General features: G+C 73.1%; 18 protein-coding genes, 4 tRNA genes and 3 pseudogenes. 19 read left to right on the top strand and 6 right to left on the bottom strand.

All coding sequences use genetic code 11. The annotated features are described in order from the left end of the window. Positions 1 to 128: 128 nt before the first annotated feature. The 3 genes from JKP75_RS16570 to JKP75_RS16560 form a co-directional block, all read right to left on the bottom strand. Positions 129 to 338 carry an AlpA family transcriptional regulator gene (locus JKP75_RS16570; RefSeq protein WP_200490162.1) on the bottom strand — a complete coding sequence of 70 codons (210 nt, stop codon included), beginning with the start codon at positions 336 to 338 and terminating at the stop codon, positions 129 to 131. Positions 339 to 1,662: 1,324 nt separating this feature from the next. Further along, the gene (locus JKP75_RS23050; protein WP_255522519.1) at positions 1,663 to 1,785 is read right to left on the bottom strand and encodes a hypothetical protein; all 123 of its coding nucleotides are present in this window, start codon (positions 1,783 to 1,785) and stop codon (positions 1,663 to 1,665) included. A gap of 167 nt (positions 1,786 to 1,952) precedes the next feature. Beyond that, entirely contained in the window at positions 1,953 to 2,768 is an 816-nt protein-coding gene (locus tag JKP75_RS16560; RefSeq protein WP_309229919.1) for an HDOD domain-containing protein, read from the bottom strand. A 1,092-nt stretch (positions 2,769 to 3,860) separates the two neighbouring features. Between JKP75_RS16560 and JKP75_RS16555 the strand changes: the two genes are divergently transcribed. The 8 genes and pseudogenes from JKP75_RS16555 to JKP75_RS24115 all read left to right on the top strand — a co-directional run bounded on the left by JKP75_RS16555 (position 3,861) and on the right by JKP75_RS24115 (position 14,203). Further along, positions 3,861 to 4,577, top strand: coding sequence for a PilZ domain-containing protein (locus JKP75_RS16555; protein WP_200490165.1), 717 nt, complete (start codon positions 3,861 to 3,863; stop codon positions 4,575 to 4,577). Between the two features lie 1,650 nt (positions 4,578 to 6,227). Next, positions 6,228 to 6,632: an ArdC family protein gene (locus JKP75_RS24750; protein WP_375335627.1), complete on the top strand. Its 405-nt coding sequence runs from the start codon at positions 6,228 to 6,230 to the stop codon at positions 6,630 to 6,632. Further along, complete coding sequence (locus tag JKP75_RS16550) at positions 6,538 to 6,768, top strand: hypothetical protein (protein WP_200490166.1); 231 nt, start codon at positions 6,538 to 6,540, stop codon at positions 6,766 to 6,768. The genes JKP75_RS24750 and JKP75_RS16550 overlap by 95 nt, the downstream gene beginning before the upstream one ends. A 483-nt stretch (positions 6,769 to 7,251) precedes the next feature. Next, complete coding sequence (locus JKP75_RS16545; protein WP_200490167.1) at positions 7,252 to 7,575, top strand: GAF domain-containing protein; 324 nt, start codon at positions 7,252 to 7,254, stop codon at positions 7,573 to 7,575. Next, positions 7,572 to 7,649: pseudogene (locus tag JKP75_RS24745) on the top strand (hypothetical protein); the annotation flags it as partial. The gene JKP75_RS16545 and the pseudogene JKP75_RS24745, both read left to right, overlap by 4 nt. A 112-nt stretch (positions 7,650 to 7,761) precedes the next feature. Continuing rightward, positions 7,762 to 8,807, top strand: a pseudogene (locus JKP75_RS24740) (putative bifunctional diguanylate cyclase/phosphodiesterase). 439 nt (positions 8,808 to 9,246) lie between these two features. Beyond that, a complete protein-coding gene (gene mobF, locus JKP75_RS16520) occupies positions 9,247 to 12,906 on the top strand; it encodes a MobF family relaxase (RefSeq protein ID WP_200493260.1) in 3,660 nt (1,219 codons plus the stop codon). A gap of 178 nt (positions 12,907 to 13,084) precedes the next feature. After that, positions 13,085 to 14,203: a site-specific integrase gene (locus tag JKP75_RS24115; protein ID WP_200490170.1), complete on the top strand. Its 1,119-nt coding sequence runs from the start codon at positions 13,085 to 13,087 to the stop codon at positions 14,201 to 14,203. A 30-nt stretch (positions 14,204 to 14,233) separates the two neighbouring features. Here JKP75_RS24115 and JKP75_RS16510 read toward each other — a convergent pair whose 3' ends face one another. Continuing rightward, positions 14,234 to 14,725 (bottom strand): YajQ family cyclic di-GMP-binding protein, encoded by a 492-nt coding sequence (locus JKP75_RS16510; RefSeq protein ID WP_200490171.1) that lies wholly within the window; start codon positions 14,723 to 14,725, stop codon positions 14,234 to 14,236. A gap of 85 nt (positions 14,726 to 14,810) precedes the next feature. Between JKP75_RS16510 and JKP75_RS16505 the strand changes: the two genes are divergently transcribed. After that, positions 14,811 to 14,892, top strand: a tRNA-Tyr gene (locus JKP75_RS16505). Between the two features lie 58 nt (positions 14,893 to 14,950). Here the strand turns inward: JKP75_RS16505 and JKP75_RS16500 are convergent. Further along, entirely contained in the window at positions 14,951 to 15,382 is a 432-nt protein-coding gene (locus JKP75_RS16500) for a pilus assembly protein TadG-related protein (protein WP_200490172.1), read from the bottom strand. 152 nt (positions 15,383 to 15,534) lie between these two features. Between JKP75_RS16500 and JKP75_RS16495 the strand changes: the two genes are divergently transcribed. The 9 genes and pseudogenes from JKP75_RS16495 to JKP75_RS24110 all read left to right on the top strand — a co-directional run bounded on the left by JKP75_RS16495 (position 15,535) and on the right by JKP75_RS24110 (position 23,710). Further along, the gene (locus JKP75_RS16495) at positions 15,535 to 15,813 is read left to right on the top strand and encodes a hypothetical protein (RefSeq protein WP_200490173.1); all 279 of its coding nucleotides are present in this window, start codon (positions 15,535 to 15,537) and stop codon (positions 15,811 to 15,813) included. Continuing rightward, positions 15,810 to 17,852, top strand: a complete 2,043-nt coding sequence (locus tag JKP75_RS16490) for a hypothetical protein (protein ID WP_200490174.1) — start codon at positions 15,810 to 15,812, stop codon at positions 17,850 to 17,852. Before JKP75_RS16495 ends, JKP75_RS16490 begins: the two co-directional genes overlap by 4 nt. A gap of 484 nt (positions 17,853 to 18,336) precedes the next feature. After that, a complete protein-coding gene (locus JKP75_RS16485) occupies positions 18,337 to 20,868 on the top strand; it encodes a bifunctional diguanylate cyclase/phosphodiesterase (protein ID WP_200490175.1) in 2,532 nt (843 codons plus the stop codon). Positions 20,869 to 20,934: 66 nt separating this feature from the next. Next, positions 20,935 to 21,007: transfer RNA gene (locus JKP75_RS16480), tRNA-Thr, on the top strand. Between the two features lie 61 nt (positions 21,008 to 21,068). Further along, positions 21,069 to 21,142, top strand: a tRNA-Met gene (locus tag JKP75_RS16475). A gap of 104 nt (positions 21,143 to 21,246) precedes the next feature. Then, positions 21,247 to 21,412: pseudogene (gene rpmG / locus JKP75_RS16470) on the top strand (50S ribosomal protein L33). Between the two features lie 30 nt (positions 21,413 to 21,442). Continuing rightward, positions 21,443 to 21,883: a MaoC family dehydratase N-terminal domain-containing protein gene (locus JKP75_RS16465; RefSeq protein WP_200490177.1), complete on the top strand. Its 441-nt coding sequence runs from the start codon at positions 21,443 to 21,445 to the stop codon at positions 21,881 to 21,883. Beyond that, positions 21,880 to 22,305, top strand: a complete 426-nt coding sequence (locus JKP75_RS16460) for a MaoC family dehydratase (RefSeq protein WP_200490178.1) — start codon at positions 21,880 to 21,882, stop codon at positions 22,303 to 22,305. The genes JKP75_RS16465 and JKP75_RS16460 overlap by 4 nt, the downstream gene beginning before the upstream one ends. A 577-nt stretch (positions 22,306 to 22,882) precedes the next feature. Beyond that, positions 22,883 to 23,710, top strand: coding sequence for a M1 family aminopeptidase (locus JKP75_RS24110; RefSeq protein WP_309229918.1), 828 nt, complete (start codon positions 22,883 to 22,885; stop codon positions 23,708 to 23,710). Between the two features lie 2 nt (positions 23,711 to 23,712). Here the strand turns inward: JKP75_RS24110 and JKP75_RS16450 are convergent, their stop codons facing one another. Then, positions 23,713 to 24,966: a pyridoxal phosphate-dependent aminotransferase gene (locus JKP75_RS16450; protein WP_200490179.1), complete on the bottom strand. Its 1,254-nt coding sequence runs from the start codon at positions 24,964 to 24,966 to the stop codon at positions 23,713 to 23,715. Between the two features lie 201 nt (positions 24,967 to 25,167). On the opposite strand from JKP75_RS16450, the gene JKP75_RS16445 reads away from it, so the two are divergent. Beyond that, positions 25,168 to 25,243 (top strand) — tRNA-Trp (locus tag JKP75_RS16445). Positions 25,244 to 25,277 lie beyond the last annotated feature (34 nt).

Below are 25,277 nucleotides of genomic sequence, written 5' to 3'. Positions count from 1 at the left end.
GCTTGCTCCTCTCGGTGCTGGGAGCCTCGCCGTCGTCCACAGCCGGGGCCGGCCGCCGGGCCTCACCGTGTGCCTGGAGTACGCACCGGTCCCGTGTCCGCTCCAGCCCCTGTGCTACGAGTGCGGGGCTATCGGCGGGGGGACTGGTCTGCCTGTGCGTCGATCCAGCTGCGCAGGTCGGCGCGGCGGTAGAGGACGCGCCGGCCGAGTCGGAAGCTGTTCGGGCCGGTGCCGAGGTGTCGCCAGTACCGGAGGGTGGCGACGGGCGCGCGGAGCACGTCCGCGGCCTCGGTGATGGTGAGCAACTCGGGCTCGCGGTCGGCGGTGGGGTCGGGCATGGCTGGCTCCCGGAGGATCGTCGGTGCTGGGCGGTGCCTTCACCACAGAAGGCGCCATTTCGGGCCCGTTGGTGACACCTCACAGCCAGCTTTCTCTGACCGTCTCCGGTTCTCCTCCTGTAGCGGCCGCCGCCGACGCGTCACCCGGCCAGCGACGAAGGCCCCTTCACCTGCCGGCCCCGCCCTTGCGAAGCAGTTCTCCCGGGATCCGTCGACAGCCGGGCGATCCGGGCGCACAAGGCTGGAGGTCCGCTGCCCGGGGGAATGGCGGTTCCTCCTGTTGTCCTCCTGTTGTCCTCCGGTCCGCCGAGGCAGGGCCGCCAGCATGGGGCCCTCCCGCGCAAGTGGTCCCTGTGGACAACGGCTTCTGTCCACCACATCCGGTCCAACGCCCTCGGGCGGGCGCTGACCTGGCCACGCTCGACCCATGGCCTTCCGCGACGCAGTCGGGGCACGGCGACACTGCGCGGTTCGTGACCAGGTTCGGGTTCGCCGCAGCCGCCCGCGACGTGTCGGGTGACCGGGGCGCGTGATGTGGCGGGCGCGCCGCCGACGTCGCAAGGCAGGGGCCGGTGGGGGAGGACAGGAGCGCCCTACGGGCCACGCTGCGCGTGGCGCCGGCTGCGCCGTCGTCACCGTCCGCCTGCGGCGGGCTGTGCCTGCTGGTCCCCCGACCCGTCCGGCAGCTCAGCGTAGGGGCCTCCCGCGCCGCCTCCTCCCGACCGGACCAAGATCCTTCCGCCCTTCGGGCGCTCCGCTACGGAAGCAGTCTTGGTCCGGTCGTCCCCCGCCGCCGCTCCCGGCCCCTGAGCAGAGCTCTGTGCCGGACGGGCCGGGGGAATGGGTGGCAGGACACCTGTTCCGCAGTTCCTCCCGTACCGGCTTCGCCAGATGGTTCGGCACGCACCCGCTCGGGCGAGACGGACGAGACAGTGATGGGGCCTCTCGCACAGGCTCCTGAGGTCACGGACGCCCACTCGGTCGCGTGCAACGGCTTCCCCGGTCAGGCCGACGGATCCCATACGAGGACAACCGTTGGGCGTCTGTCGATACTTGAGTCAGGCCCAGCCGGGGAAGCCGACCCCATCCTCACTGTCGATACTGCTCGCAGCGGTCATCGCATTGAACTCCTGGGGCTGTGGAAGGTGTCCAGAAGATCACCCGGTGGCCTCCTCTACGTGCAGGGCCCGCTGGCCACGGGGCCAACCCCGGGCTCGCCGGCGACGGACGAAAACTCCCTCCGTCTGATTCCATCTGTCGCGGCGCCCCGATCGCCAGTTTCGCCTGACCACCGTCGGCGGCAGCGAGATACACCTCGATGTCATCACCGATGAGCAGCCTCCACCGATGTAGCGGCCCCGCCGACCAGTGCCGACGACAGCACCGCGGTGCCGGCGGCCGAGCCGAGCGCCCGGTCGGCGGTGACGGAGGCGAGGGCGCCGGTCACCCGGTGCGGCTCCCGGGTGGCAGCTGCGCTGTCTCCAGCAGACCTTCCGCGGACGGCGACCGTGCGGTGCCGGCCCCCCGTCACGAGACCTCGCCCGGCAAGGACGCTCTTCCGGTGGACGGAGTCCTGCCGGTCGAAGCCACGGTCGGTCGTGCCTCAGTCTCAGCTCAGTCGCCGAGCATGAGCCGGCGCAGTCCCTCGGCTTCGTTGCGGACGTCGTAGATCATCGGGGCCAGTTCCTCGTCGCGGATCCGGCCTCGGGTCAGCGGGCCAATCGGTGCCGGCCGGTGCCCGTCCATGGTCAGCCGGGACACGATCTCGTAGCAGGCACGCAGCAGTCCCCCGGCTGTGGAACCGCGGTCATCGAGGCGCTCGAGCGGCACGACGATCGATTGCGGGAACTCCCAACGGGTCAGGGCGGCGGCGGTCAGCACGGCCGACGACATCCCGTACTGGTCGGCCTCGGCGCGGCGACGCCCGGCGAACGTGGGATTGGCCGCCAGCACCAGGGTGTAGTTGTCGCGGTCGTGGTGGTAGAGCAGCGCCGAGCCGAGCTGGGCGAGGACGCCCAGGCATAGGGCATCGGCGGGCCGCATGTCGAACAACGGCGCAAGGCGGGCGGCGGCGGCGGCAAGGCCGGTGCCCACCGTCCAGAACTCCTCGGGGAGCCGGGATTCGTCATCGAGGTCGGTCAGGGCGACAGTGGCCATCGTCCGCACGGTCGTAAAGCCGACGACGGTGACGGCCTGCTGCAGAGATGCGACCCGCCCACGCATGCCGTAGTAGGCGGAGTTCGCCAGCTTCATCACGCGGCCGGTCAACGCCACCTCGCCGGCGAGGATGCCGGCAAGGGTCTTCGCGTCGGTGTCGTCGGCGTCGGCGGCGGCGACGATCCGGGCGCAGACCGGCCGTTGCGCGGCCAGCTGGTCGATTCCGTCGAACACCAGGTCGAGGTCGAACTGCGGGGTCTGCGCAGTTGTCACCACGCGCCTCCATCGGTGCGAGCAGGGCTGGGATGAATCTCGTCTAGCGACTCAAGCTAGCGGTACCCAGATGCCTAGGGTGAAAAGCGGAACTCCAGGGGGGCTGCAGTGACGAGAGCGGCGAACGAGGTGGGACGTCGAGTCACGGGCCCCATGATCCGACTCCGAGGTGGTCAGTGCGGGGGGTGACGTGTCCGTCGGCCAGCCCGACGGACAGAAGGACGCCGCGCTGCCGCGGGGATAGCTTCGTGACGGCCGCGTGCGGCACCGAGCAGATGGCCGATGCCAGTGCGGGCCCCCCTCTGCTGCCCGACGTCACCCTGCTGGTCCTGCCGGTCAGCACCGTCGGCGTGGACCGGTTCCGACGGCGCCCCTCGGGAGTGCGTCGGACGGACGACGGCCGCTGCCACAGCCTGATCCGCCGCAGCGACCTGCCGGCCCGGGAGAAACCCGGCCGTCCGCGCGGCTACCTGCATGATCGACGCGGGGCGTGCTCGGCTTGACTCACGAAGTGGCGCTTCAGTCGGAGGAGCGAGCAGGCGGACACGCCGTCACCGACTCCATCCCGCGAACGCGGGCCTGATCGCCGGGCGATGGGGCCAGGCGACGTGCCGGCCATGGCGTCCGGCGTACCGGTCACCGCCCATGCCGCCAGTGACTGCGACCACCACACGGACGTCTATGGCGCAGTGCCATCGTCAGACCGGCCCGTCGATCACGCGGAAGCCACCTCGGCACGCCGATCCCTCCGGGCGGCGAGATTAAGCATCCAGGGACCGTCCGCGGACCCGCCCCCGCGTCGCGGCCGCCGGTGCAGGGCTGCGAACAGGCCGCTGACCGAACCGGACCCGGCGGCTACCCCATCGCGGCCCGCGCCGACCGGCCCCCGGGGATGCGCACAGGCCATGGCCGCGATCGGAGCAATGCCCGGCTAGCTAGGGCTTCCTGGGCGTCGGATCGAGCGGACTTGGGCACTCGGAACCTCGGCAGACCCCCCCATGTATGGCCCCAGCCAGACGAGGACAGCAGCACAGTGACGCGCGGAGGCTACGCTGCCCCACGTCGGCTTCTCGACCAACGGAGGCAGAGCGAGTGCTAGGCGAGCCCGGAGTCGATTTTCCGGAGGAGAAGACAGTCCTCGACGTCGTCGCGACCAGCCGCGGCGATGTTCTGGTCAGCTGGGTCGAGGAAGTCCGCGACGATGAGTTGATCGTCAGCATCCCGAAGGACCGGGCACAGCGCGGGGTCCCCATGCACAACGGGGAACGACTCGAACTCATCTGGCGGGGACCCGAGGAGCTACGGGCCCTGCCGGTCGAATTGATCGATACGCAAAGCGCAGCGGGACCATGCTTGCGACTGCGCGCTGTCGGCCCGGCTGGGCGCGGGCAGCGGCGCGCCGCCGTCCGGGCACCCCTGGTCTTGCCGATTCAGGTCAGCCGGCCGACGCATAGCCTCCGAGGGAACACCCTTGACCTGAGCGAGGGCGGTCTTCGCTGCCTCCTCCATCCCGCAAACGCAGAGGACCACACGAGCGCGGTCGACGCCCCGCCCAACGAGGGGCCCAGGGAAGATGCACGAGACGGCGCATCGGGACTACTCGAGGTGGGCCAGGTCGTCGACCTGACAATCGGTGAGGCTGACGACGAACTCCGGGGCCGCGGTGAGGTGGTTCGCCGCCACCCCCGCAACGACAAGCTCCAGGAGGTCTCGGTCCGATTCATCGGACTCCCCGTGCACCTCGAAGACGCCATTCGGCGTCGCGTCTTCGCGAACCTGAGGGAAATGCGTATGCGCGGCCTCATGTAGATCGTGGCGGGCACGTGTTCCGTACACCCCGGCGAGGCGTTGGAGCGAACGGGCCGACGCTCCGATCGCCTGCGCAGGGCCCGCAGGGCCGCACCGACCAACGTGGCATGCCCAGCAGCCAAGGCCGTGTACCGGGGGAAGGGGCTCGACGCCCCGCACGGGACCCGCACCCTGCATAGAATCGCCGGGAGCGGCCGTCAGGCCCCGGGGCGACTGCCTACCCGGCGAGGCCGCGGCCGCCGCAGCGATGTGGGCCGCTGGGCCAGCAGCATGGAGGTCTCGGTCACCGGCTTCATCGAGCGGTCCGGCAGCGGCTTCGACACCACCCGGCGGATCACTCGGACGAGTGAGGGCCCGGTCAATGCCGAGCGACATCTGGTCGAAAGTCTCCTTGGGCGCACAGTGCGTCCGGGCACCCCGAGGAGTCTGAGGGATGACGCTGCTGTCCAGCGCGGTCTGGTGTTCATGGAAGTGGACATCGTGGCCGTCGCTAGCGTCCTTGCCGTTCTTCTGGCATGCAAAATCTGTTCGCGGGCGGCACATAGGCCGCCTTTATCGGCTGACGCGCGTCGCATCCTGCTGCTAGCCAGGCGATGCAGTGCGGAAAGCCATCGCCTCGTTCGGCCATTGGGCTGATCCGCGGGCGCGACGCCGGCCAAGTTGAACAACCCTCATAGGAAAGGAAACCGCGATGTGGGTAGATGGACGAGGTACCTTCCGCACAGCGGATCACCCGGAGTTTGACGAGGTGGTCCACATGTCGCCTCGAAGCGACGCAATTCTTCGCCTCACGCCCCGCCCGTGGATCTTTGACGTGCTGGATGATGTCGAAGAGGAGGTCTTCGAGCACGTGGAAAGGGTCGGAGTCGATCCCGCGGAGGAGGCGCGATTCGTAGATCGTCTGCCGCCTCGCGTCACGCTCGGGGTGCCGGGACCAGTTGAGGGGACAGCCGATGCCTTGTCCGTTCAGCTCCGCTGGCAACCCGTCCGGTGGCGCGTCGACTACGTGTGGGCAGTGCGAGACCGCATCGCCTCATCTCGCAGGCCAGTCACCCGCGTCCAACCGCACGGGCGGGTGCTGGGGCTGACAGGAGTCCCATCTCCACACCTGACCCTCCGTCGACCAGAGCGTGAAGCAGCTCCTCGAGATTGACCCGCCTGTCCCGAGTGCTTCAGTCCCCTGGGCTGGGCGAACGCGGGCTTCAGCCGGACGAGCTCTTGGGTGACGACCAGCCGCGATGCCGACCGTGCAGGGTCCGGAAGTCCCCGTGACAGGACGGCACGTCGCGCCACGGCGACCCGGTTCCGGTTCGCCACAGGATGCCCCTCGGTCCCGGCCCCTGAGCAGAGCTCTGTGCCGGACGGGCCGGGGGAATGGGTGGCAGGACACCTGTTCCGCAGTTCCTCCCGTACCGGCTTGGGCTCCAGTTCCGGGAGGGTCCAGATGACCAGCACCAGCACCACGATCAGCAGCGCGGCCAGCGGTACGAGCAGCAGTCGGACCGGCAGGGGAAGTCGGAGTGTGCGGCCCCAGCCTAGTCCGGCGCAGCGGCAGGCGGCCGACGCCGCCCGGGCGGCGAGGATCGCCGCCCTGCACGAGCAGTCGGCGAGCGCGTCGAGCAGCTGACCGCCGATCCGTAGTGGCGGGCGATGCTCGACGCCGCCGCCAGGTTCCACACCTACAGCCTGGGCAACCAGCTGCTGATCGCGCTGCAGGCCGCGCGGCTGGGCATCAGCCCCACCCGGGTCGCCGGGTTCGGCACCTGGAAGGCGTTGGGCCGCAGCGTGGTGAAGGGGTCCACCGGGCTCGCCGTCCTGGCCCCCTGCCACCTACACGCGCAAGGACGCCGTCACCTCGTCCCTGATCAGTGCCGTCTTCGCAGGACACCCGGCCGTACCGACCGCCGGGACGGCGGGGCAGCCGTCTGGCGGGGACGCCGACCGGCCGGCCTGGGCGCGGGTGCTGCGCGGGTTCCGGGTCGCCCACGTCTTCGACGTCTCCCAGACCGAGGGCGACCCGCTGCCCGACGTCCGGCCGGAGCTGCTGACAGGTGACGCCACCGCCGCCCAGTGGGAGGCGCCGGCCACCGGAGTCGCCGCGCAGGGCTACACGCTCACCCGCGGGAGGTGCGGGCAGGCCAACGGCTTCACCGACCCGGTCGCCCCGCCGTGCGGGTCCGCCCGGACGTAGCCGATGCGTAGGCGGTCAAGACCCTCGCCCACGAGCTGGCCCACATCGAATGTGGGCACACCGCGCCGCGGTTCAAGAACCCCGTCAGGCGCGCCAGTCGCTCAAGGGCACCGGCGGCACCAGTGCGCGGTATGGACCCCACACCGTCCGTCGGCGGGGTGGATGGCGCGCCTTCGCCGACTGACTCGTACGGGTGGCCTGCGCCCCTCCGAGCTTCCGCCCCCGACATCACCCAGAAGCTCGCGTTCAACGCCTCCATGTTCGCCCTCGAGGCCGCCCTGGGCCTGATCGCCTACGAGGCGCTTCTCGGTGACACCTCCCCTGGTGACCCGAGAGGCTGGCTCGCGGCCTTCGTAGCCGTTCTGCTGACCGACCTGCTCTCGGCCGCGGCGGTCACCGCCGTGATCAGCACCATGGAGGGCCGGTTCGACCGCGAGGTGCTCCGCGAGGCGATAGGCCCCGGTGTGGTCGTGGGCTCCCGCCATGACCGGCGAGTCGGTACTGCGGCCGCGACCCACCGCCCGCGGCGGCGACCCGTCCGGCCAACGGGACGGCATGGCGACGCCACTGTGCAGCGAGGGTTCCGTGTACGCCGTCCTCCTGGTGCGCGACCGAACCTTCCAGGGGGAGACGTTCACCAACCAAGACCTGCGGCTGCTCGAGACACGGGCCGCCCACGCCGCCGTGGCCCTCGTCAAGGCTCGCCTCGTCGACCGGCTGCGCCGCCTCGCTGCGCAACGCGAGCACGAAGCTGCCACGATCCGCTCACCAGACTACCGACCGGCGCGCCTTCACAGGAGGCGGTGAGCAAGCTCATCGCGGCCGATCGCACCGGCGCTGTCCTCTTCCTCGACCTCGACGACTTCAAGGACGTCAACGACACCCTGGGCCACGGCGCGGGCGACCTGCTGCTCCAGGAAACCGGACGCCGACTGCAGGAGCTCCCGACGGCGTCGTCGCACGGCTGGGCGGTGACGAATTCGCATTGTTGCTGTGCCCGACACCGGCGTTCCCGGCGCCGTGGACGTGGGGCGGGAGGTGCTCCACGCGCTCACCCGGCCGGTGTCGATCCAGCAGGTCACGCTGCGCACCGGGGTGAGCATCGGCATCGCCCTGCTCACCGAGCACGGGGACACGACAGAGGAGATCCTCCGGCACGCCGACGTGGCCATGTACGCGGCCAAGAGCGCCGGCACCGGAGTCGAGATCTACCGCCCCGAGGACGGCGAGGCCGTGCAGCGCAAGCTGGTGCTGGCCGCCGACCTGCCCGCGGCCATCGACGAGCACCGCTTCGAGGTCTGGTATCAGCCCCAGGCGGACGCCCGGACCGGCCGCGTGACCGGCATGGAGGCGCTGTTGCGCTGGCGCCACCCGGTGTACGGCTCGGTACCGCCCCCGATGTCGTCGCGCTGGCCGAGCGCACCGGCCTCATCCGGCCGCTGACCGACGCCGTCCTCGAGACGGCCCTGCTGCAGCGTGCCGCCTGGGCCGCTGCCGGCCTGGCGCTCTCGGTGTCGGTGAACGTCACCGCCGCCGACCTGCACGACGACCAGTTGCCTGGAGTCGTGACCCGGCTCCTGCAGGCTACCGGGGTAATGAGCGACCCCGCCCGCTGCCTGACCGTCCTCGACGGTCTGGCCGCGCTCGGCGTGCGCCTGTCGGTCGACGACTTCGGGACGGGCTACTCCTCACTGGCCTACCTGGAGCGCCTCCCCGTGCACGAGGTGAAGATCGACAGGTCCTTCGTCCAGGGGCTCGACTAGGGCCTCGATGACGCCACCGTGGTCCGGGCCACCGTCGCACTGGCGCACGATCTCGGAATGGCGGTGGTGGCCGAGGGCATCGAGACGCAGCATGCCTGGGCGCGGGTCGCCGACCTCTGCTGCGAGACCGTCCAGGGGTACGGGCTGGCCCGTCCCCTTCCGGTCGACGAGACGCTGCCCTGGCTGCTCAGCTCAGCACGGGGCGTCCCTCTGAGGACGCAAAAGCCACGCCCTGATCAGCTCCACCCTCAGGCGAAGCTACCTACTTCGAGTTGAAGAAGGCTGGTCAGCTTCGGACCCCTGCCGTCCCCAGGTCTGGGGCGCTGGCGGCTGGCCGTGCTGCCCGACGCCAGGACCGGCGGACTGCGCACGTCCCTCGCCGATCACGTCGACGGCGGCCGCTGCCTGGGGGGTGACAGCCCAGTCGACGTCGGTCCTGGCTGCGCCGCAATCGGTCCTGCACAGCACAGCGCCCGTGACGGACGAAGCCATTAAGCATATTGCTCGTCAACACTTGATTCGCCATGCGACGGCCATCGACGCTTAGTAGACGTCCAAGGAGCTAGCAAAATACGGCAGACGTCCATGGAGCTATCAAAATGCGGCACGCATGCTACCTTTGGAGGTAGGTCGGGCCCCGCTTCGCGGGGCCCATCGCCGTTTCTAGGGGTGACTTGTTGGTCATTGTCGGGTGCCGTTGACAATGCATGGCGGGATGAAGATCTACGCCGGCTCGCCGGCGGCTGCCCGACAGTACGTGGAGGCCGACCGGGGTCGGGCTGATGACTACTACCTCACCGAGGGCGCCGGCGTCGCCCGTCGGTTCAGCGTCACCGGCGGTCGTGTGGCCGAGCTGGCGCCGTTAACCGGTGACGCCTACGAGACGTGGGTGGCCGGCTGTGACCCGGGCACCGGCGAGCCGCGGGGGCAGCTGCGCGGCGACGGGCATGCGGTTCGTTTCGTCGAGGTGGTGGTCAACGGTCCGAAGACGTGGTCGCTGGCGGCCGCGCTGCATCCGGACATCGCGACGGCGTATGACGCGGCCCAGGCTCGGGCGGCCGCGCAGATCATCGGCTGGCTGGGGCAGCACGCCACCACCCGGGTCGGTCCGCGCGGCGGGCAGGTGCAGGTGCCGGTCGAGGTGGCCGAGGCGGTGACGGTGGCGCACTACACGTCGCGGGCCGGGGATCCGCACCGCCATCTGCACCTGCAGATCAACGCCCGGGTGTTCGCGGCCGGGAAATGGCGCGGCCTGCACACCGTCGGTGTCCGCGATTCCCTCGCCGCGATCAACGGTATCGGGCACGCTGCGGTCGCCTGCGACCCGCAATTCCGGGCTGCGCTCGCCGCTCACGGATATGCGGTGAATGGTGATGGGGAGATACGGCAGCTGGCGGATTTCGTGGGCGCCTTCAGCGTGCGGACGGCGCAGATCGCCCGGAACATCGATGGGTACGAACGGGAATGGACCGCGGCGCATCCTGGCGAATCCCCCGGCCCGGCGTTGCGCCGCTCCTGGGACGCGCGGGCGTGGGCAGCGGGCCGCCCGGACAAGGTGCTGCCCCAGCCCGGGGAGGACCTCACGGCACGGTGGGCGGCCGAGCTGGTCGCCCTGGGCTACCGCGACCGGAATGCTCCTGTCGGCCTGACCCCCACCCCGGTCGGTGGCCTGGACCGGGAGCAGGCGGCGCAGCGGGTGCTGGCCCGGCTGGCCGCGGCCCGCTCGGCGTGGAACGCCGCCGACGTGCGCGGGGAGGTCGAGCAGCTGCTCGCCGCCGCCGGGATCGTCACCGACCCGGCGGTGCGCATCGAGCTCGCCGAGGACCTCACCGCCCGCACAATGGACCGCTGCGTGCCGCTGCTGGACCGCGGTGGGGTGCCCGAGCACATCCGGGCCTGGACCTCAGGACCGGTGCTTGCCGTCGAGGCCGACCTCACCGCCCGCCTCGCCGCCCGCGCCACCGAGCGCCCGGCCGGCGCCCCTGGCCCCGACCCGACACCGCCGGTCGACCTCGCAGCCGGTGCCGCGCGGCTGGATCCCGGACAGGCCACGGCGGTCGCCGCGCTGGCCGGCTGGCGGCGCCTGGTCGTGGTCGAGGGCGCGGCCGGCGCCGGCAAGACCACCACCCTCGCCGCCACCAAGAATGTGATCGCCGGGCAGGGGCGCAGGCTGGTGGTCGTCACCCCGACACTGAAGGCGGCCAAGGTCGTTGCCGCGGAGGTCGGCGCGGTCGCCGGCTCGGCGGCCCGGCTGGCCTTCGAGTACGGCTGGCGCTGGAATGACGACGGCGCCTGGGCCCGGCTCGGCATCGGGGATCTCTGTCCGACTACGGGAGGTGTCTACGCCGGGCCCACGAACGGGGCGCGGCTGCGGGCCGGCGACCTCCTGGTCGTGGACGAGGCGGGCATGCTGGATCAGGACACCGCCCGGGCCCTGCTGACGATCGCCGACGAGTGTCGGGTGCACCTGGCCCTGCTCGGTGACCGGCATCAGCTGCCGGCGGTCGGTCGCGGTGGCGTCCTCGACCTCGCCGCGGCCCAGGTGGACCCGGCCGAACACCTGACCCTGGTCGGGGTGCACCGCTTCGGCCGCACCGACGCCACAGGCGCCACGATCCCGGACACCGACTACGCCGAGCTGACCCTCGCGATGCGCGCCGGCACCAACCCCGGGACGGTGTTCGACGCGCTCCTGGGCCGCGGGCAGATCCGGCTGCACCCTGACGCGCAGGCGCTGCGGGATGCGCTCGCCGCCGCCGCGGCCGACGGCTACACCGCCGGGGAGCGCGTGGCCGTGGTGGTCGAGACGCGCGAGCAGGCCGCCTCCCTCAATGCCGCCGTCCGGGACCGACTGGTCACCCAGGGCCGGGTCGACGACCGACGCGCTGTGGTCACCGGGGCCGGGGAGCGGATCGGCGTCGGGGACCGGATCGCGACCCGCCGCAACGACCGCGACCTCGACGTGGCCAACCGGGACCTCTGGGTCGTCACCGCGGTCGGCCGGCGCGGCGGGCTGCTGGTCACACCCGACGGCACACCGCATGTCACCCCCGCCGGCGGTGTGTCCGGCTCTGTCACCCCCGCCGTTCCCCCGGCCGGGACGGGGGCGCGGGTGCTGCCCGCGGACTACGTCACCGCGCACGTGGAGCTGGCCTACGCGACCACCGCGCACGGCACCCAAGGCGACACGGTGACCGCCGCGCACCTGGTGGTCGGCGAGGACACCGGCGCGGCGGCGGCATACGTCGGGATGACCCGCGGTAGGGAGGCCAACACCGCCCACCTCGTCGCGGCCGACCCCGCGCAGGCGCGGGAGCAGTGGCTCGCGGTCTTCGCCCGCGACCGCGCCGACCTCGGTCCCGCGCACGCAGCCCGGCTGGCCGCCGCCGAGGCCGCCCGCTACGCCACGCCCCGACCGCTGGAGCAGGCGCTGGCCGACCTGCACTCGGCGTGGACGGCCGAGCGACGCTGCCTGGATCGGCTCGCCTCCGACCTGCCGCGCCGCGACGCGCTGCGCGAGATCGTCGCGCTCGAGTCCGCCCACGGCGACCAGCTCACCGTGCTGGAAGCCCGGTACGAGCGGACGGGAATCGACGCCCGCCACGCCACGGCGCGGGCCGACGCCAGCCGCGCGGTCGTCACCGCCGAGACCGACCGGATCCGCGACACCCTGCTCGCCAGCTGGGACACCGGGCGTGACGCCGCCCGTCACGCCGCGCAGGTCGTCCTCGACGGTCCCGGCCGGCTCCGACTGCGGCGGGCGGCGGTGAACCGGGCCGGCGAGCAGCTGGTCGACTGGGCGGACGCCTGGCGCCCCTACCTGCCGACCATCCCCACCGACCCGCAGCAGATCGCGCGCCTGGCTGACCGGGCCGACGACCGACCGCGGCTGTGGACTGCCTTCGACTCCTACGCCCGCCACCACGCCGAACACGCCCACCCGGAGCACACTCAGTTGCGCGCGGCCGCAGCCACCGCCCAGGAGACCCACCGGCACGCCGCGGCCGCGCTCGCCGACGCCCGCCGTCAGCACGAGGACCGGCTCGCCCGCTTCGGACCCCTCGCCTGGACCCCCGACCCGGCGGAGGGGTTGGCCGACACCGACCGGGCCATCACCGCCGCCCGAGCAGAACTGGCCGTCGTCCGCGGCCGCATCGCGCGACTGACGGCCGAGCCAGCTCTCCTCGCCCAGCCGGCCGAACGCCTCGTCCACGAGCGGGACACTTGGCGCGCACTCCAGCACGCAGACCCGACCCCACACCGATCGGCCCCCACTCTGCTGACCGCCCCCGAACCTGGTGTTCGCCTCCCGCGGCCCGAGGACCTTGCGGCGCTCACCCGGCGCACCCCCGCTGGTCCAGGCATAGGGCGATGAAGGCCTACCCGCGGGCGCCCTGCCAGGGACGCGGACGTCTGCGCTGTGCCCGGCAGGCGCAGCGAAAGCCGGACAGCAAGACCTTGATCAGGAGGACAGTTCTCCAGTCAGTAGCAAAGCCCACACTGCGGTGGGCGGCGAGGTCCCAAGAGCTCACCGAGATGGAAGGGGATGAACGGTGGCGTCGATCGCGAAGAGACCCGACGGGACCTTTCGGCCGCGGTACCGGGACGAGAACGGCAAGGAGCACGCCCGGCACTTCAAGAGGAAGGTCGACGCCCAGCGGTGGCTGGACGAGGTCACCGCGGCGATGGTCACCGGCGACTACGTCGACCCCGCCGCCGGGAAGATCACCTTCAAGGCTTGGTTCGCGCAGTGGTCGGCCAGGCAGGTGTGGGAGCGCGGGACGACGCTTGCCGCTCAGCAGGCGGCCAGCTCGGTGACCTTCGCCGACGTGCCGATGCGCCAGATCCGCCCGTCCCACGTGCAGCAGTGGGTCAAGGCCATGTCGCAACCTGCACGTGGCCGCAAGACCGGACTCGCGCCCAGCACCATCCGGACGCGCTACAACTACGTCCACATGGCGATGCGGGCCGCGGTCGTCGACCGCATCATCAAGACCGACCCATCGGCCGGCGTGCCCCTGCCGAGGACACGCAGGGCGTCAGCGTCGATGACCATCCCCGCTGCCGACGACGTGGGGCGCACGCTCAGCGCCGCGCCGGAGTGGTTCCAGCCGTTCATCGCGGTGTGTGCCTTCGCCGGGCTACGGCTGGGGGAGGCGGCCGGACTGCGGCTGGAGGACGTCGATTTCCTGCGCCGGACCATCTCCGTTCGCCGCCAGCTGCAGGGTGAGAACAGCGCGACGACCCAGCCGGTAGCGCCCAAGTTCGGGTCCGAGCGAGTGGTCTACGCCCCAGCCGACCTGATGGCGCTTCTGGCGAAGCACGTAGAGCGGGCAGGGGTCCAGCGAGGCGACTGGCTGTTCACGAACGCCGGGCAACCTCTGAACCGCAACTCCGCGGGGCACCAGTGGCGGCAAATCCGCAAGGTGACCGGGCTCGACGGGTACACGCTGCACGACCTGCGGCACTTCTACGCGAGCGGGCTCATCGCATCAGGCTGCGATGTGGTGACCGTGCAGCGGGCGCTCGGGCACTCCTCGGCGACGATCACGCTCGGCGTCTACTCCCACCTCTGGCCCACCGCCGAGGATCGCACGCGCGCCGCAGCGGGCGACCTCATGGCCGCCGCGCTGGGCGATTCTGCGGACTCTCTGCGGACCAAGGGACTGTGACGACCCGCTGAGCAGCGGAAACGCGGACGATCAGCGGTAGTTGTCGAACTGCAGCGCGACGTCGAGGTCGGCGCCGCGGAGCAGCTGCTGCACCGCCTGCAGGTCGTCGCGCTTCTTGCCGCTCACCCGGAGCTGGTCGCCCTGGATCTGCGCCTGCACGCCCTTGGGGCCCTCGTCGCGGATCAGCTTGGAGATCTTCTTGGCGACGTCGGACTCGATGCCCTGCTTGATCCGCGCGGAGATCTTGTAGATCTTCCCGGAGGACTGCGGCTCGTCGGCGTCGAGCACCTTGAGCGAGATGTTCCGCTTGATCAGCTTCTCCTTGAACACCTCGAGCGCGGCCGAGACCCGCTCCTCGGTGTCGGCCTGCAGCGCGACGCCCTCCTCGCCGGCCCAGGCGATCGTCGCGTTCGTGCCCCGGAAGTCGAAGCGCTGCGACAGCTCCTTGGCGGCCTGGTTCAGGGCGTTGTCGACCTCCTGCCGGTCGACCTTGCTGACCACGTCGAAGGACGCGTCGGCCATGGGAACTCCCCTCGTCGGACGGTGGCGGCCCGGGGCTCCGAGCTCCGCCACCACAGTCTTGTACTCTGCTCCGGTACCACCGCACGGCGGGTTGCCCGAGTGGCCAATGGGAGCGGACTGTAAATCCGTCGGCTTAGCCTTCGAAGGTTCGAATCCTTCACCCGCCACGCTCCGGTACGAACGGCCCCCGACATGAGTCGGGGGCCGTTCGCCGTTCCGGGTGGTTCAGCCGGAGGTGGGGGCCCGCGCGCTGGCGACGGCGGTGCGCTCCAGCTGCTGCCCGCCGAGGAACAGCCAGCCGAACGCGATGTCCACGAAGCGGGTGCACCGCACGGTCACCTCCGCGCCGTCCGCGGCCGCCGACCAAGCGTCCAGCGCCGAGCCGCCCGCCCCGAGCTGCTCGGCGACGGCCACCTGCGCGGTGGCGGAGGTCAGGGGCAGCGCGGCGCCCAGCCCGCCGGCGTAGATCGCGGCCTCGTCGGCCCGGTTGGCGGCGGCCAGCGCGGCGCCGTCGCACACCGACTGCACCTCCTGCTGCTCCAGGAAGGCGTCGGAGGCGGCGATCGCGCCGAACACCATGAGTGCTGCGACCAGCCAGCAGACCAGCACGAACGGCAGCGTGGAACCCCGCTCGGCGTCGTCCCGGTCGTGGCGCACGGCGGGCAGCGTAGGGGGCCCGCGCGGTTGTCCACGACCTGTGGACAGCACCTGTGGACGCTGTGGACGCCCGATCGGGTGACGCGCCCCGCCGCCGGTCCCCCTGTGGACGACGCCCCCGCGGATCCGGTCCGCGGCGCAACACTGCCGCGGTGACCATCGAGATGCCGGCGGAGGAGGTCCGGGCACTGGGCCGCACGCTGGGCGGGCGGGCCCGGTCGGCGGAGGAGGTCCACGGCCGGCTGGAGGGCGACGTCGACGGACCGCTGCGCACCCCGGTCGAGGAGTTCCTCGCCTGCCACGCGCTCCTGGCGACCGCGCTGGCCGGCGAGCTGGACCGGCTCGGCGCCACGGTCACCGGGATCGCCGACTCCTGGGTGCAACTGGACGCAGCGCTCGTGCCCCCGACCGACGGGAGCGGGCCCCGGTGACCGCCCTGATCCCCGACCCGGTGCCCCTCGACCCGCCGCCGGGTGACCCGCGGGCGTTCGGCGAGCTGGCGGGGCGGCTGGACCGGGCCGGAGCCCTGCTCGCGGGGCTCGGGGACCGGGTGCGGGACGACGCCGGACGCGTACCGGGATGGACCGGGCGGGACGCCGACGCGGCGACCGCCCGCGTGCTGCGGGTGGGAGACCTGGGAGGCGAGGCCGCCGCGGCGCTGGCCGAGGCGGGCCGGCGGCTCGCCCTGCACGGGGAGCTGCTGGCCGATGCCCGCGGCCGCCTCGCCCGGCTGCGCGCCGCGCAGGAGGAGGACTTCGGGGCCGCGGCCGCGCGCCTGGGTGGTGTCCAGGACGTCGGGACCGGCGCGGACGTCTCCGGCGCCCTCGAGGAGCTGCGCAGCGCGGAGGCCGCCCGCCGCCGGGTGGCGGCGGCGATCCGGGAGGAGGCCGAGCGGGACGCCGCGGCGACCGCGGCCGTGCTCGCCGGGTGCAGCGCGGTCACCGGCGGCGGCGGGCGGTGGGGCACGGCGGACGCCGGGCGGCACCTCGCCGCGGTCCTCCCCGGCTGGCACGAGCTGCTGCTGGCGCAGCGCGGCGCCGCGTTCGCGGCGGCCGTGCTGGGGGACGAGGACCCCGCCGCGCGGGAGGCGGCCGCCCGGGAACTGCTGCCCTGGGCGGGCGATCCCGCGGTGGCCGCGGCGGTGCTCGTCGGGCTCGGCGCCGGCGGGTTCCGCGACGTGCTCCGCCGGCTGGGGGAGGGGCGGCTCTCCTTCCGCAGCGCGCTGGCCCGCGTGGTGGCTGCGGCGCTGGGCGCCCCGGTTTCGCCCGCCGATGCCCGCGCGGTCGCGCAGGTGCGCGACCGCCGGCTCGTCGACCCCGGTGACCACCACACGCTGGACAGCGACCTCGTGGCCCTGGGCATGGGCGTCGTCCTGGCCGCCGGGCGCGGCGACCCCCGCTCCGGCCCGCCGCCGGCCACGGTCCGCGAGTGGGGGCGGCAGATCGTCGCGCGCGAGCGGGCCCTGGGTGGCGCGCGGATCGTCGACGTCGTCCGGCCCGAGCCGGGCGAGGCCCCGCCGGGCGACCCGCTGCAGGAGGTGCTGGCCCGCCTGGCGGCCGTCGACGACCCCGCGCCGGCGGCCGGCCTGCTCCGCAGCACCCCGGCCTGGTCCCACCTGCTCGCGCGGCCGTGGGACGACGACGGCGCCGCGCTCGTGGCGGTGGTCGGACGTGCGGTCGAGGCGCCGGGGGCGACCGCCGTCCGCGCGGGACTCCGGGCGCTGGCCACCGGCCTGGGGGACGACGGCGACCCCGGTGCCTGGACCGTCGACCCGGCGACCGCGGCCCTCCTCGCCCCCACCCTGGCGGAGGCGGTGGCCGCGCGGCCCGCGGTGCTGACCGGCCCGCTGCTCGCCGTCCCCGACTGCGGGGGTGACGACCGCACCCTGCTGCGCGGGCTGGGTTACCTGGGCACCGACCGGGCCGCCGCCGGCCTGCTGGACCGCGCGGTGGCCGACGCCGTCGCGGAGCTGGCCGCGGCACCCCGGGAGGACGGGGCGGACCCGGCGGGCGTCGTGGGCGCGGGGTACGCCGCCGTCCGCGAGTACGGCCGGCGTCTCACGCACGCCCTGGAGGGGTTCGCCGCGCAGGAGCGGGCCGGGCAGCGCGCACACGGCGGCGACCTGCTGGACGCGGTGGGCGGCCGGGTGGTGGGCCCGCTCGCCGCGCTTGCCGCTGTGGGACTGGACCTGGACGGCACCTGGGACGAGCCGCCGGACCGCGCCCGGCACATCCCGGCCGACCGGGCGGTGCGCTCGGCGGGCGGCTCCCTCGCGGCAGGCGCGGCGTACGCGCAGGTCACGCGGCTGCTCGGGACGCCGGAGCCCCCCGAGTCGCCGCCGGTGGACGTCGTCGGGCTGGCGACCGAGCTCCTCCCGGGCGCTCCGGGCCGCATCGGCCAGGTCCTCGACATCACGGTGGACCTGGTGGGCGAGCTGCTGCGCGACGAGGCGGTCCGCGAACCGCGCTGATCGGTCGCCGTCCCCCGTTTGGTTGACCAAGCGTCGATCAAAGTTCACGCAGGGTGACGACACTCAAGATCGTCACCCTGTCGTGATCGTCCACGCTTGCCTCGTAAGGGTGACGGGCAGCAATGTCCGCAGCGCGGTCCGTACCCAACGACGCTCTGCCCCCGCGCGTAAGTCCTGCCGCATTCCGCAGTCGGTCATGCCACAACAGGAGGCGTCATGAGCAACAACACGCAGCGCGGGCTCAAGTGGAGCCGGGGTCTCAAGTGGAGCCGGGGTCTGAAGTGGAGCCGGGAGGCCTGATACCTCCCCTCTCGTCCTTCCCGCAGGGCAGCCGGTCGCCGACCGGCTGCCCTGCGGCGTTTCCGGGGGGCGGGCGCGGACTGTGACCCTTTCGGGTCGCGGCGCGACCCGAAGCGGGGTGTGAGGGGCGTCTCCGTTGCTAGCCTCTGCGCGCCCATCTACCCCGGCACGGAATGCAGGTCGCATGCCAGAGCAGGACGTCCGAGCCACGCCCCGGCCGGCCTTCCGGGCGCCCTCGACCGTGGCCGTGCTCGGGGTGCTGCTGGCTGCGCCGGTGATGCTGGTCGTGCTCCTGACCCAGCCCCTCGCGGTCTCGCTGCCCGCGCTCGCGGTCGTCTTCCTCGCGATGCTCGCGGCCGAGTCCATCCACCTGCACGTCGAGTTCCGCCGCCAGGCCGTGTCCGTCTCCGCGAGCGAGCTGGCCATCGTGGTCGCCCTCGTCGAGGTCGGCGGCGCCTGGGCGGTCATCGCCAGAGCGGTGGCCGTCGCCGCCGTCCTGCTGGTGCAGCGGTTCCCCCGACCGCAGGGCATCTACACCGTCGCCGTCGCCGTGCTGGAGGTCTGCGCTGCCGTCGCCGTCCTCTCGGTGCTGCCCGTCGGCGAGCTGACCTCGCCCGGCAGCTGGATCTCCTACGTGGTGGCGATCCTCGTCGCCGACGTGCTCGGCGCGGTGCTCGTGGCCGGCGCCATCATCACCACCCAGGGACACCCGGGCCGCTCGCTGTGGGCGAGCCTGCTCATCCCCGTGTTCGTGATCGGCCCGGTGGCGGTCATCGTCGGCCTCGCCGCTCTGCTGCTCATCGGTGTGACCGGCTGGGCCTGGCTGCTGCTCGCGCCGCTGCTCGTCGTCCTCGCGCTGCTCTACCGCCAGTTCGGCGCGGTCACCCGCCGCGGGCACAGCGTCCAGCGGGTCTACGACTTCGCCCGCCGGGTCGAACAGGTCACCCCGGACGAGGCCGGCACCCGCCAGATCGTCGCCGCGGTGCAGGAGCTGCTCAACGCCGAGCGCGTGGCCCTGTGGCTGCCGCCCTACCTGGACGAGGCCCCGCAGCTGGTCGTCGCCGCCGAGGACGACGCGGTCTGGTACGACGGCCCGGGCGATCCGGACGACGTCTTCCGCCGCGCGGTGGCCGCCGCCGGCGGGCCGGTGCTGATCACCCTCGCGCACGCGGACGAGGAGCAGGCCGCGGGCCTGGCGCGCCGCGGCGTCACCGAGCTGCTGGCGGCACCCCTGGCCACCGCCGCCGGGGAGCCCGGCTACCTGGAGGTGTGCGACCGGCGCAGCACCGTCGTCTCCTTCGCCGACAGCGACCGGTCCGCGCTGGACTCGATGCTCACGCACGTCAACGCCGCGATCCGCCACCAGCAGCTGCTCACCCAGATCCGCTACGACGCCGACCACGACCGGCTGACCGGGCTGCCCAACCGGCAGCGGCTGGCCGCCGAGATCGACGCGCTGCTCGCGGCCGACCCGGCCGGCGGGCGGGCCGGGCTCATCCTCGCGGCGGTCGGCAACTACCTGGAGGTCACCGACACCCTCGGGCACGCCGCCAGCGACGAGCTGCTGCAGGTCACCGCGGGGCTGCTGCGCGAGCACGCGCCGCCGCAGGCGCTGCTGGCCCGGATGGAGAGCGAGCGGTTCGCCGTCCTCCTGCCCGGGCTGTCCCTGGCCGCTACCGAGCGCGCCGCGCGCCGGCTGCGCGAGGCGGCGGCCACCCGCGTCCGCGTGGCGGGCCTGGACCTCGAGGTCACGCTGACCATCGGCGTGGCCTCCGCCCCGGTGCACGGCACCGAGTCGGGCACGCTCATGCAGCGGGCCGACGTCGCGCTGCTGGCCGCCGCGGACTCCGGGGGCGTGGCCAGCTACCACCCGGTCCTCGACCAGCAGAGCCTGCGCCGGCTGCAGCTGGGCACCGAGATCGAGCAGGCGATGGCCGACGGCCAGATCAGCGTCGTCTTCCAGCCGATCATCGACGCGCAGACCTCCGACATCGTGTCGGTGGAGACCCTCGTCCGCTGGGCCCACCCGCGGTACGGCGCGATCTCACCCGACGACTTCATCCACCTCGCCGAGCAGATCGGCCGGATCGGCGCGGTCACCGACCACGTGCTCGACCTCGCGCTGGCCCGCTGCCGCCGCTGGCTCGACCAGGACATCGCGCTCTCGGTCGCGGTCAACCTCTCGGTGCACTGCCTCACCGAGCCAGACCTGGTCGCCCGCGTGCGCGGCGCGCTCCAGCGCCACGGCGTCCCGGGCGAGCTGCTCACCCTGGAGCTGACCGAGGGCAGCGTCGTCGACGACTCGGTGCGCGACAGCACCGTGCTGGCCGACCTGCACGACCTCGGGCTGCGGCTGTCGATGGACGACTTCGGCACCGGCTACTCGTCGCTGTCCCAGCTCCGGCAGCTGCCGATCGACGAGGTCAAGATCGACAAGTCCTTCGTGCTCGGGATGTCCACGAGCCAGGGCGAGTCGTTCATCGCCCGGTCGATCATCGAGCTGGCCCACAACCTGGGCCTGCGCGTGGTCGCCGAGGGCGTCGAGGACGACATGACCCGCAACCTGCTGACCGAGATGGGCTGCGACAAGCTCCAGGGCTTCCTGGTCAGCCGGCCGCTGCCCGACGACCGATTGGAGAACTGGCTGCTGGCCCGCACCGGGGTGCGGACGGCGGCCCCGGGAGCCGCTCACCGGCGGCTGTTCGTCCGCGGCTGACGCGCCGGGACCCCCCCTCGCGAACCCCCCGTGCGGGCGCGGTACAGTTCTCCTGCTCCCGAGCACGCCCCTTTAGCTCAGTCGGCAGAGCGTCTCCATGGTAAGGAGAAGGTCTACGGTTCGATTCCGTAAAGGGGCTCTGGAACAACGAGTAAGCTGACCGACCGGTCCAGTCGCGAGACCGGGCCGCAGGTCGTCCCGGCGGTGTAGCTCAGCCTGGTAGAGCAAGCGGCTCATAATCGCTGTGTCACCGGTTCAAGTCCGGTCACCGCTACTCCCGACGGACCCCGCACCCCGGGGTCCGTCGTCGTGTCGGCCCCGCCGGCACGGCAACGGGATCCGCACCCGGATCCCGCCCCACAAGGCTAGGAGCACTCCATGGCAGCCACCGACATCCGCCCGAAGATCACCCTGGCCTGCCAGGACTGCAAGAACCGCAACTACATCACCCCGCAAGAACCGGCGGAACGACCCCGACCGGCTCGAGCTGATGAAGTACTGCCCGCGCGAGCGCAAGCACACGCTGCACCGCGAGACGCGCTGACGGTCCGAGGCTGAGCGAGAGGGCGGGAGCATGGCGCTGGACCGGGAACTGGTCGGGCGCAGCTACCCGCCCTCTGCCGTCTACGAGGTCGGCCGCGCGAAGATCGCCGAGTTCGCCACCGCGATCGGTGATCCCTCCCCGGTCCACCGCGACCCGGAGGCCGCCCGCGCCGCCGGCCACCCCGACGTCATCGCGCCGCCCACCTTCGCGATCGCGGTGAGCCTCGAGGCCGCGATGGTCGTCCTCGACGACCCCGACGTCGCGATCGACTACGGCCGGGTGGTCCACGGCGAGCAGCGCTTCGCCCACCACCGGCCCATCCGCGCCGGCGACCGGCTGGTCGCGACGACGACGATCGACGCCGCCCGCACCGTGGCGGGCAACGACCTGCTCACCGCCCGCGTGGACCTCGCCACCGAGGACGGCGAGCCCGTCTGCACCGCCACCTCGATGCTGGTGGCGCGCGCGTGACCGCCGTCCGGTTCGCCGACGTCGCGGTCGGCACCGAGCTCCCGGAGCAGCGGTACCGGATCACCCGGGCCGACCTGGTGCGCTACGCCGGCGCCTCCGGCGACTTCAACCCGATCCACTGGAACGAGCGGGTGGCCACCGAGGTCGGGCTGCCCGGCGTCATCGCCCACGGCATGTTCACGATGGCCCTCGCCGGCCGCGCGGTCACCGACTGGGCCGGCGATCCCGCCGCGCTCGTCGAGTACCAGGTGCGGTTCGGCCGGCCGGTCGTCGTCCCGGACGACGACGAGGGCGCCGAGCTGACCGTCCGCGGCACCGTCGCGGCGCTGCTGGAGGACGGCCGAGTGCGGGTGGACCTCGCCGTCGGCAGCGCGGGGGAGAAGGTGCTCTCCCTGGCGCGCGCCGTCGTCCGCCTGGCATGACCGGGGCGCGGCGGGCCCGCCGTCCTCGCTGCCACCGCCCTGCTGCTCAGCGGCTGCACCTCCTTCGTCAGCACGCTCACCCCCGACCCGGCCGCCCGGCCCGAGGCGGCCGCGGAGCCCTGCGCCGACCGGGCCCGGCCCGATCCCGACCGGCCGCGGACCTCGCTGGACTTCCGGCTGGCCGACGACCTGCGGACGGTCACCGGCACCGAGACCGTCCGCTTCACCCCGGACCGCACGGTCACCGAGCTGGTGTTCCGGCTCGTGCCCAACGCCCCGGAGCTCGCGGCGGCCGGCTCCCGGCTCGTCGTGGACGCCGTGCGGGGCGACGACGTCGCCGGTGCCGGCTACGAGGCGCTCGCCGCGGCCGAGCCCGGGGGTGCGTACGTGGTGACCCTCGACGGGCCGCTGGCGCCGGGGGAGAGCACCGAGGTGGCGCTGGACTTCACCCTCACCCTCGGTTCGGGCGGCTTCGACCGGGTGGGCGCGACCGACGGCGTCTCCTGGTGGGCCAGGCGGCTTCCCGCTGCTCGCGTGGGAGCCGGGCACCGGCTGGGCCCGCGACCCGTTCGTGGCCGTGTCCGGCGAGACGACCACCAGCCCCGCCGCGGACACCACCGTGCGCGTGTCCGCGCCCGCCGGGCTCACCGTCCTCATGACCGGCGACCAGTCCGAGCCCGGCCCCGCGGACGCCGACGGGCGACGGACGTGGACCTCCCGCGAGCCGGTGGCCCGCGACGTCAGCGTCGCGGCCGGGCAGTTCACCACCGCCGAGCGGACCACCCCCGACGGCGTCCGGGTGACCACCGGGGCCCTCGCCGGGGCCGAGCCCGCCGCCGACGAGCTGGCCGACGCGACCGTGGCCGCCATCGACGACCTGACGGCGTTCCTCGGCCCGTTCCCCTACGGAACGCTGACCGTGCCCCAGCTGCCCGACTACGGCGGCGGGATCGAGTACCCGAGCTCGATCCTGCAGGCCTCGCCGAGCGAGGAGGTGCTCGTGCACGAGGTCGCGCACATGTGGTTCTACGGGATGGTCGGCAACTCCCAGTTCCGCGACCCGTGGCTGGACGAGGCCTTCGCGACGTGGGCGGAGGCCGTGGTGCACCCGACCTCCGCCGAGGGCCTGGACCGGGCCCTCGGCGTCGTGGGTGACGTCGGCGCTGCCATGGACGACTTCCGCACCTGGCAGCAGTACGCCGCCCGCGTGTACGGCAAGGGCGGGGCCGCGCTGCTGGCGGCGCGCGAGGCCGTCGGTGAGGACGCGTTCGACGCCGCGATCCGCTGCTACGTCGACGCCGCGGCGTGGACCGTCGCCACCCCCGACGTCGTCGCCGCCGCGCTCGCCGACCTCCCCGGGGCGCTCGAGGTGCTCGAGGAGGCCGGCGCGCTGGACGCCGGGTAGGGCTAGTCGGCGCTGGTCAGCAGCCGCTGCATCCGCGTGACGCCCTCGACGAGGTCCTCGTCGCCCAGCGCGTACGACATCCGCAGGTAGCCCGGGGTGCCGAAGGCCTCGCCCGGGACGACGGCCACCTCGGCCTGCTCCAGGATCAGCTCGGCCAGCTCCACGCTGGAGGCGGCGGTGCGGCCGCCGATCGAGCGCCCGAGGAGCCCCTTCACCGAGGGGTAGACGTAGAACGCGCCCTGCGGCTCGGGGCAGGCGACGCCGGGGATCTCCCGGAGCATCGACACGATCAGCTTGCGGCGGCGGTCGAAGGCCTCCCGCATCGTCGCCACGGCCGAGAGGTCACCGGTGAGCGCGGCGACCGCCGCGGCCTGCGAGACGTTCGCGACGTTCGAGGTGGCGTGCGACTGCAGGTTGGTGGCGGCCTTGACCACGTCGGCGGGGCCGAGGATCCAGCCCACCCGCCAGCCGGTCATCGCGTAGGTCTTGGCGACGCCGTTGACGACGACGCAGCGGTCGGCCAGCTCGGGGACGACGACGGGCAGGGAGGGCGCGGTCGCGCCGCCGTAGGTGAGGTGCTCGTAGATCTCGTCGGTGAGCACCCACAGCCCGGCCTCCAGCGCCCAGCGGCCGATCTCCTCGACCTGCTCGACGGGGTAGACCGCGCCGGTCGGGTTCGAGGGGAAGCAGAACAGCAGCACCTTCGTGCGCGGGGTGCGCGCCGCCTCCAGCTGCGCGGCCGAGACGAGGTAGCCGCTCTGCTCGTCGGCCACGACCGGCACCGGCACGCCGCCGGCCAGCCGGATCGCCTCGGGGTAGGTGGTCCAGTAGGGCGCGGGCAGCAGCACCTCGTCGCCCGGGTCGAGCATCGTGGCCAGCGCCTCGTAGACCGCCTGCTTGCCGCCGTTGGTGACCAGGACCTGGGCGGGGGTCACCTGGAAGCCGGAGTCGCGCGCGGTCTTGGCGACGATCGCGTCCTTGAGCGCGGGCAGCCCGCCGGCGGGGGTGTAGCGGTGCATCGCCGGCTGGCGCGCCGCCGCGACGGCGGCCTCGACGATGTAGTCCGGCGTCGGGAAGTCCGGCTCCCCGGCGCCGAAGCCGATCACCGGCTTGCCCGCGGCCTTGAGCGCCTTGGCCTTCGCGTCGACGGCGAGGGTCGCCGATTCGGCGATCCCGGCGATGCGGCGGGAGATGCGCCGCTCGGCGGGCGGCAGCGCGGAGGACGGGATGGGCGAGTCCGGAGACACGGCGGTCATGCCCCTATCGTGTCAAAGGTCGGGGCGTCGCGAGCGGGCCGCCCGCGCTGGTCGCGGGGACGGTGGCCTCGGCTCTCCGCGGTCCCGTACACTGGCGTCCCTGGGGCTATCGACCCCGCCACCGGCGTGCCCCGGAACCTCCTGAGGTCGTGGGCTGCCGTGGCGTGGTGGACGGTTCCGGAGGGCCCGGACGGGGTTCCTAGGGGTGTAGCTCAATTGGCAGAGCAGCGGTCTCCAAAACCGCAGGCTGCAGGTTCAAGTCCTGTCACCCCTGCCAGCAGCACGATCGATGCACGGCCGACCGCCCCCGC

Source organism: Blastococcus sp. TML/M2B (assembly GCF_016612865.1).
Classification (GTDB): Bacteria; Actinomycetota; Actinomycetes; order Mycobacteriales; family Geodermatophilaceae; genus Blastococcus.
This window is presented reverse-complemented; position numbering and strand designations above follow the sequence as displayed.

Excerpts from the sequence above, each read along its gene's own strand:
- JKP75_RS16465 (WP_200490177.1), top strand. The coding sequence starts at position 21,443 with ATGGCGCTGGACCGGGAACTGGTCGGGCGCAGCTACCCGCCCTCTGCC.
- JKP75_RS24750 (WP_375335627.1), top strand. The coding sequence starts at position 6,228 with ATGCTCGACGCCGCCGCCAGGTTCCACACCTACAGCCTGGGCAACCAG.
- mobF (WP_200493260.1), top strand. The coding sequence starts at position 9,247 with ATGAAGATCTACGCCGGCTCGCCGGCGGCTGCCCGACAGTACGTGGAG.
- JKP75_RS16570 (WP_200490162.1), bottom strand. The coding sequence starts at position 338 with ATGCCCGACCCCACCGCCGACCGCGAGCCCGAGTTGCTCACCATCACC.
- JKP75_RS16545 (WP_200490167.1), top strand. The coding sequence starts at position 7,252 with ATGACCGGCGAGTCGGTACTGCGGCCGCGACCCACCGCCCGCGGCGGC.
- JKP75_RS16450 (WP_200490179.1), bottom strand. The coding sequence starts at position 24,966 with ATGACCGCCGTGTCTCCGGACTCGCCCATCCCGTCCTCCGCGCTGCCG.
- JKP75_RS16510 (WP_200490171.1), bottom strand. The coding sequence starts at position 14,725 with ATGGCCGACGCGTCCTTCGACGTGGTCAGCAAGGTCGACCGGCAGGAG.
- JKP75_RS16485 (WP_200490175.1), top strand. The coding sequence starts at position 18,337 with ATGCCAGAGCAGGACGTCCGAGCCACGCCCCGGCCGGCCTTCCGGGCG.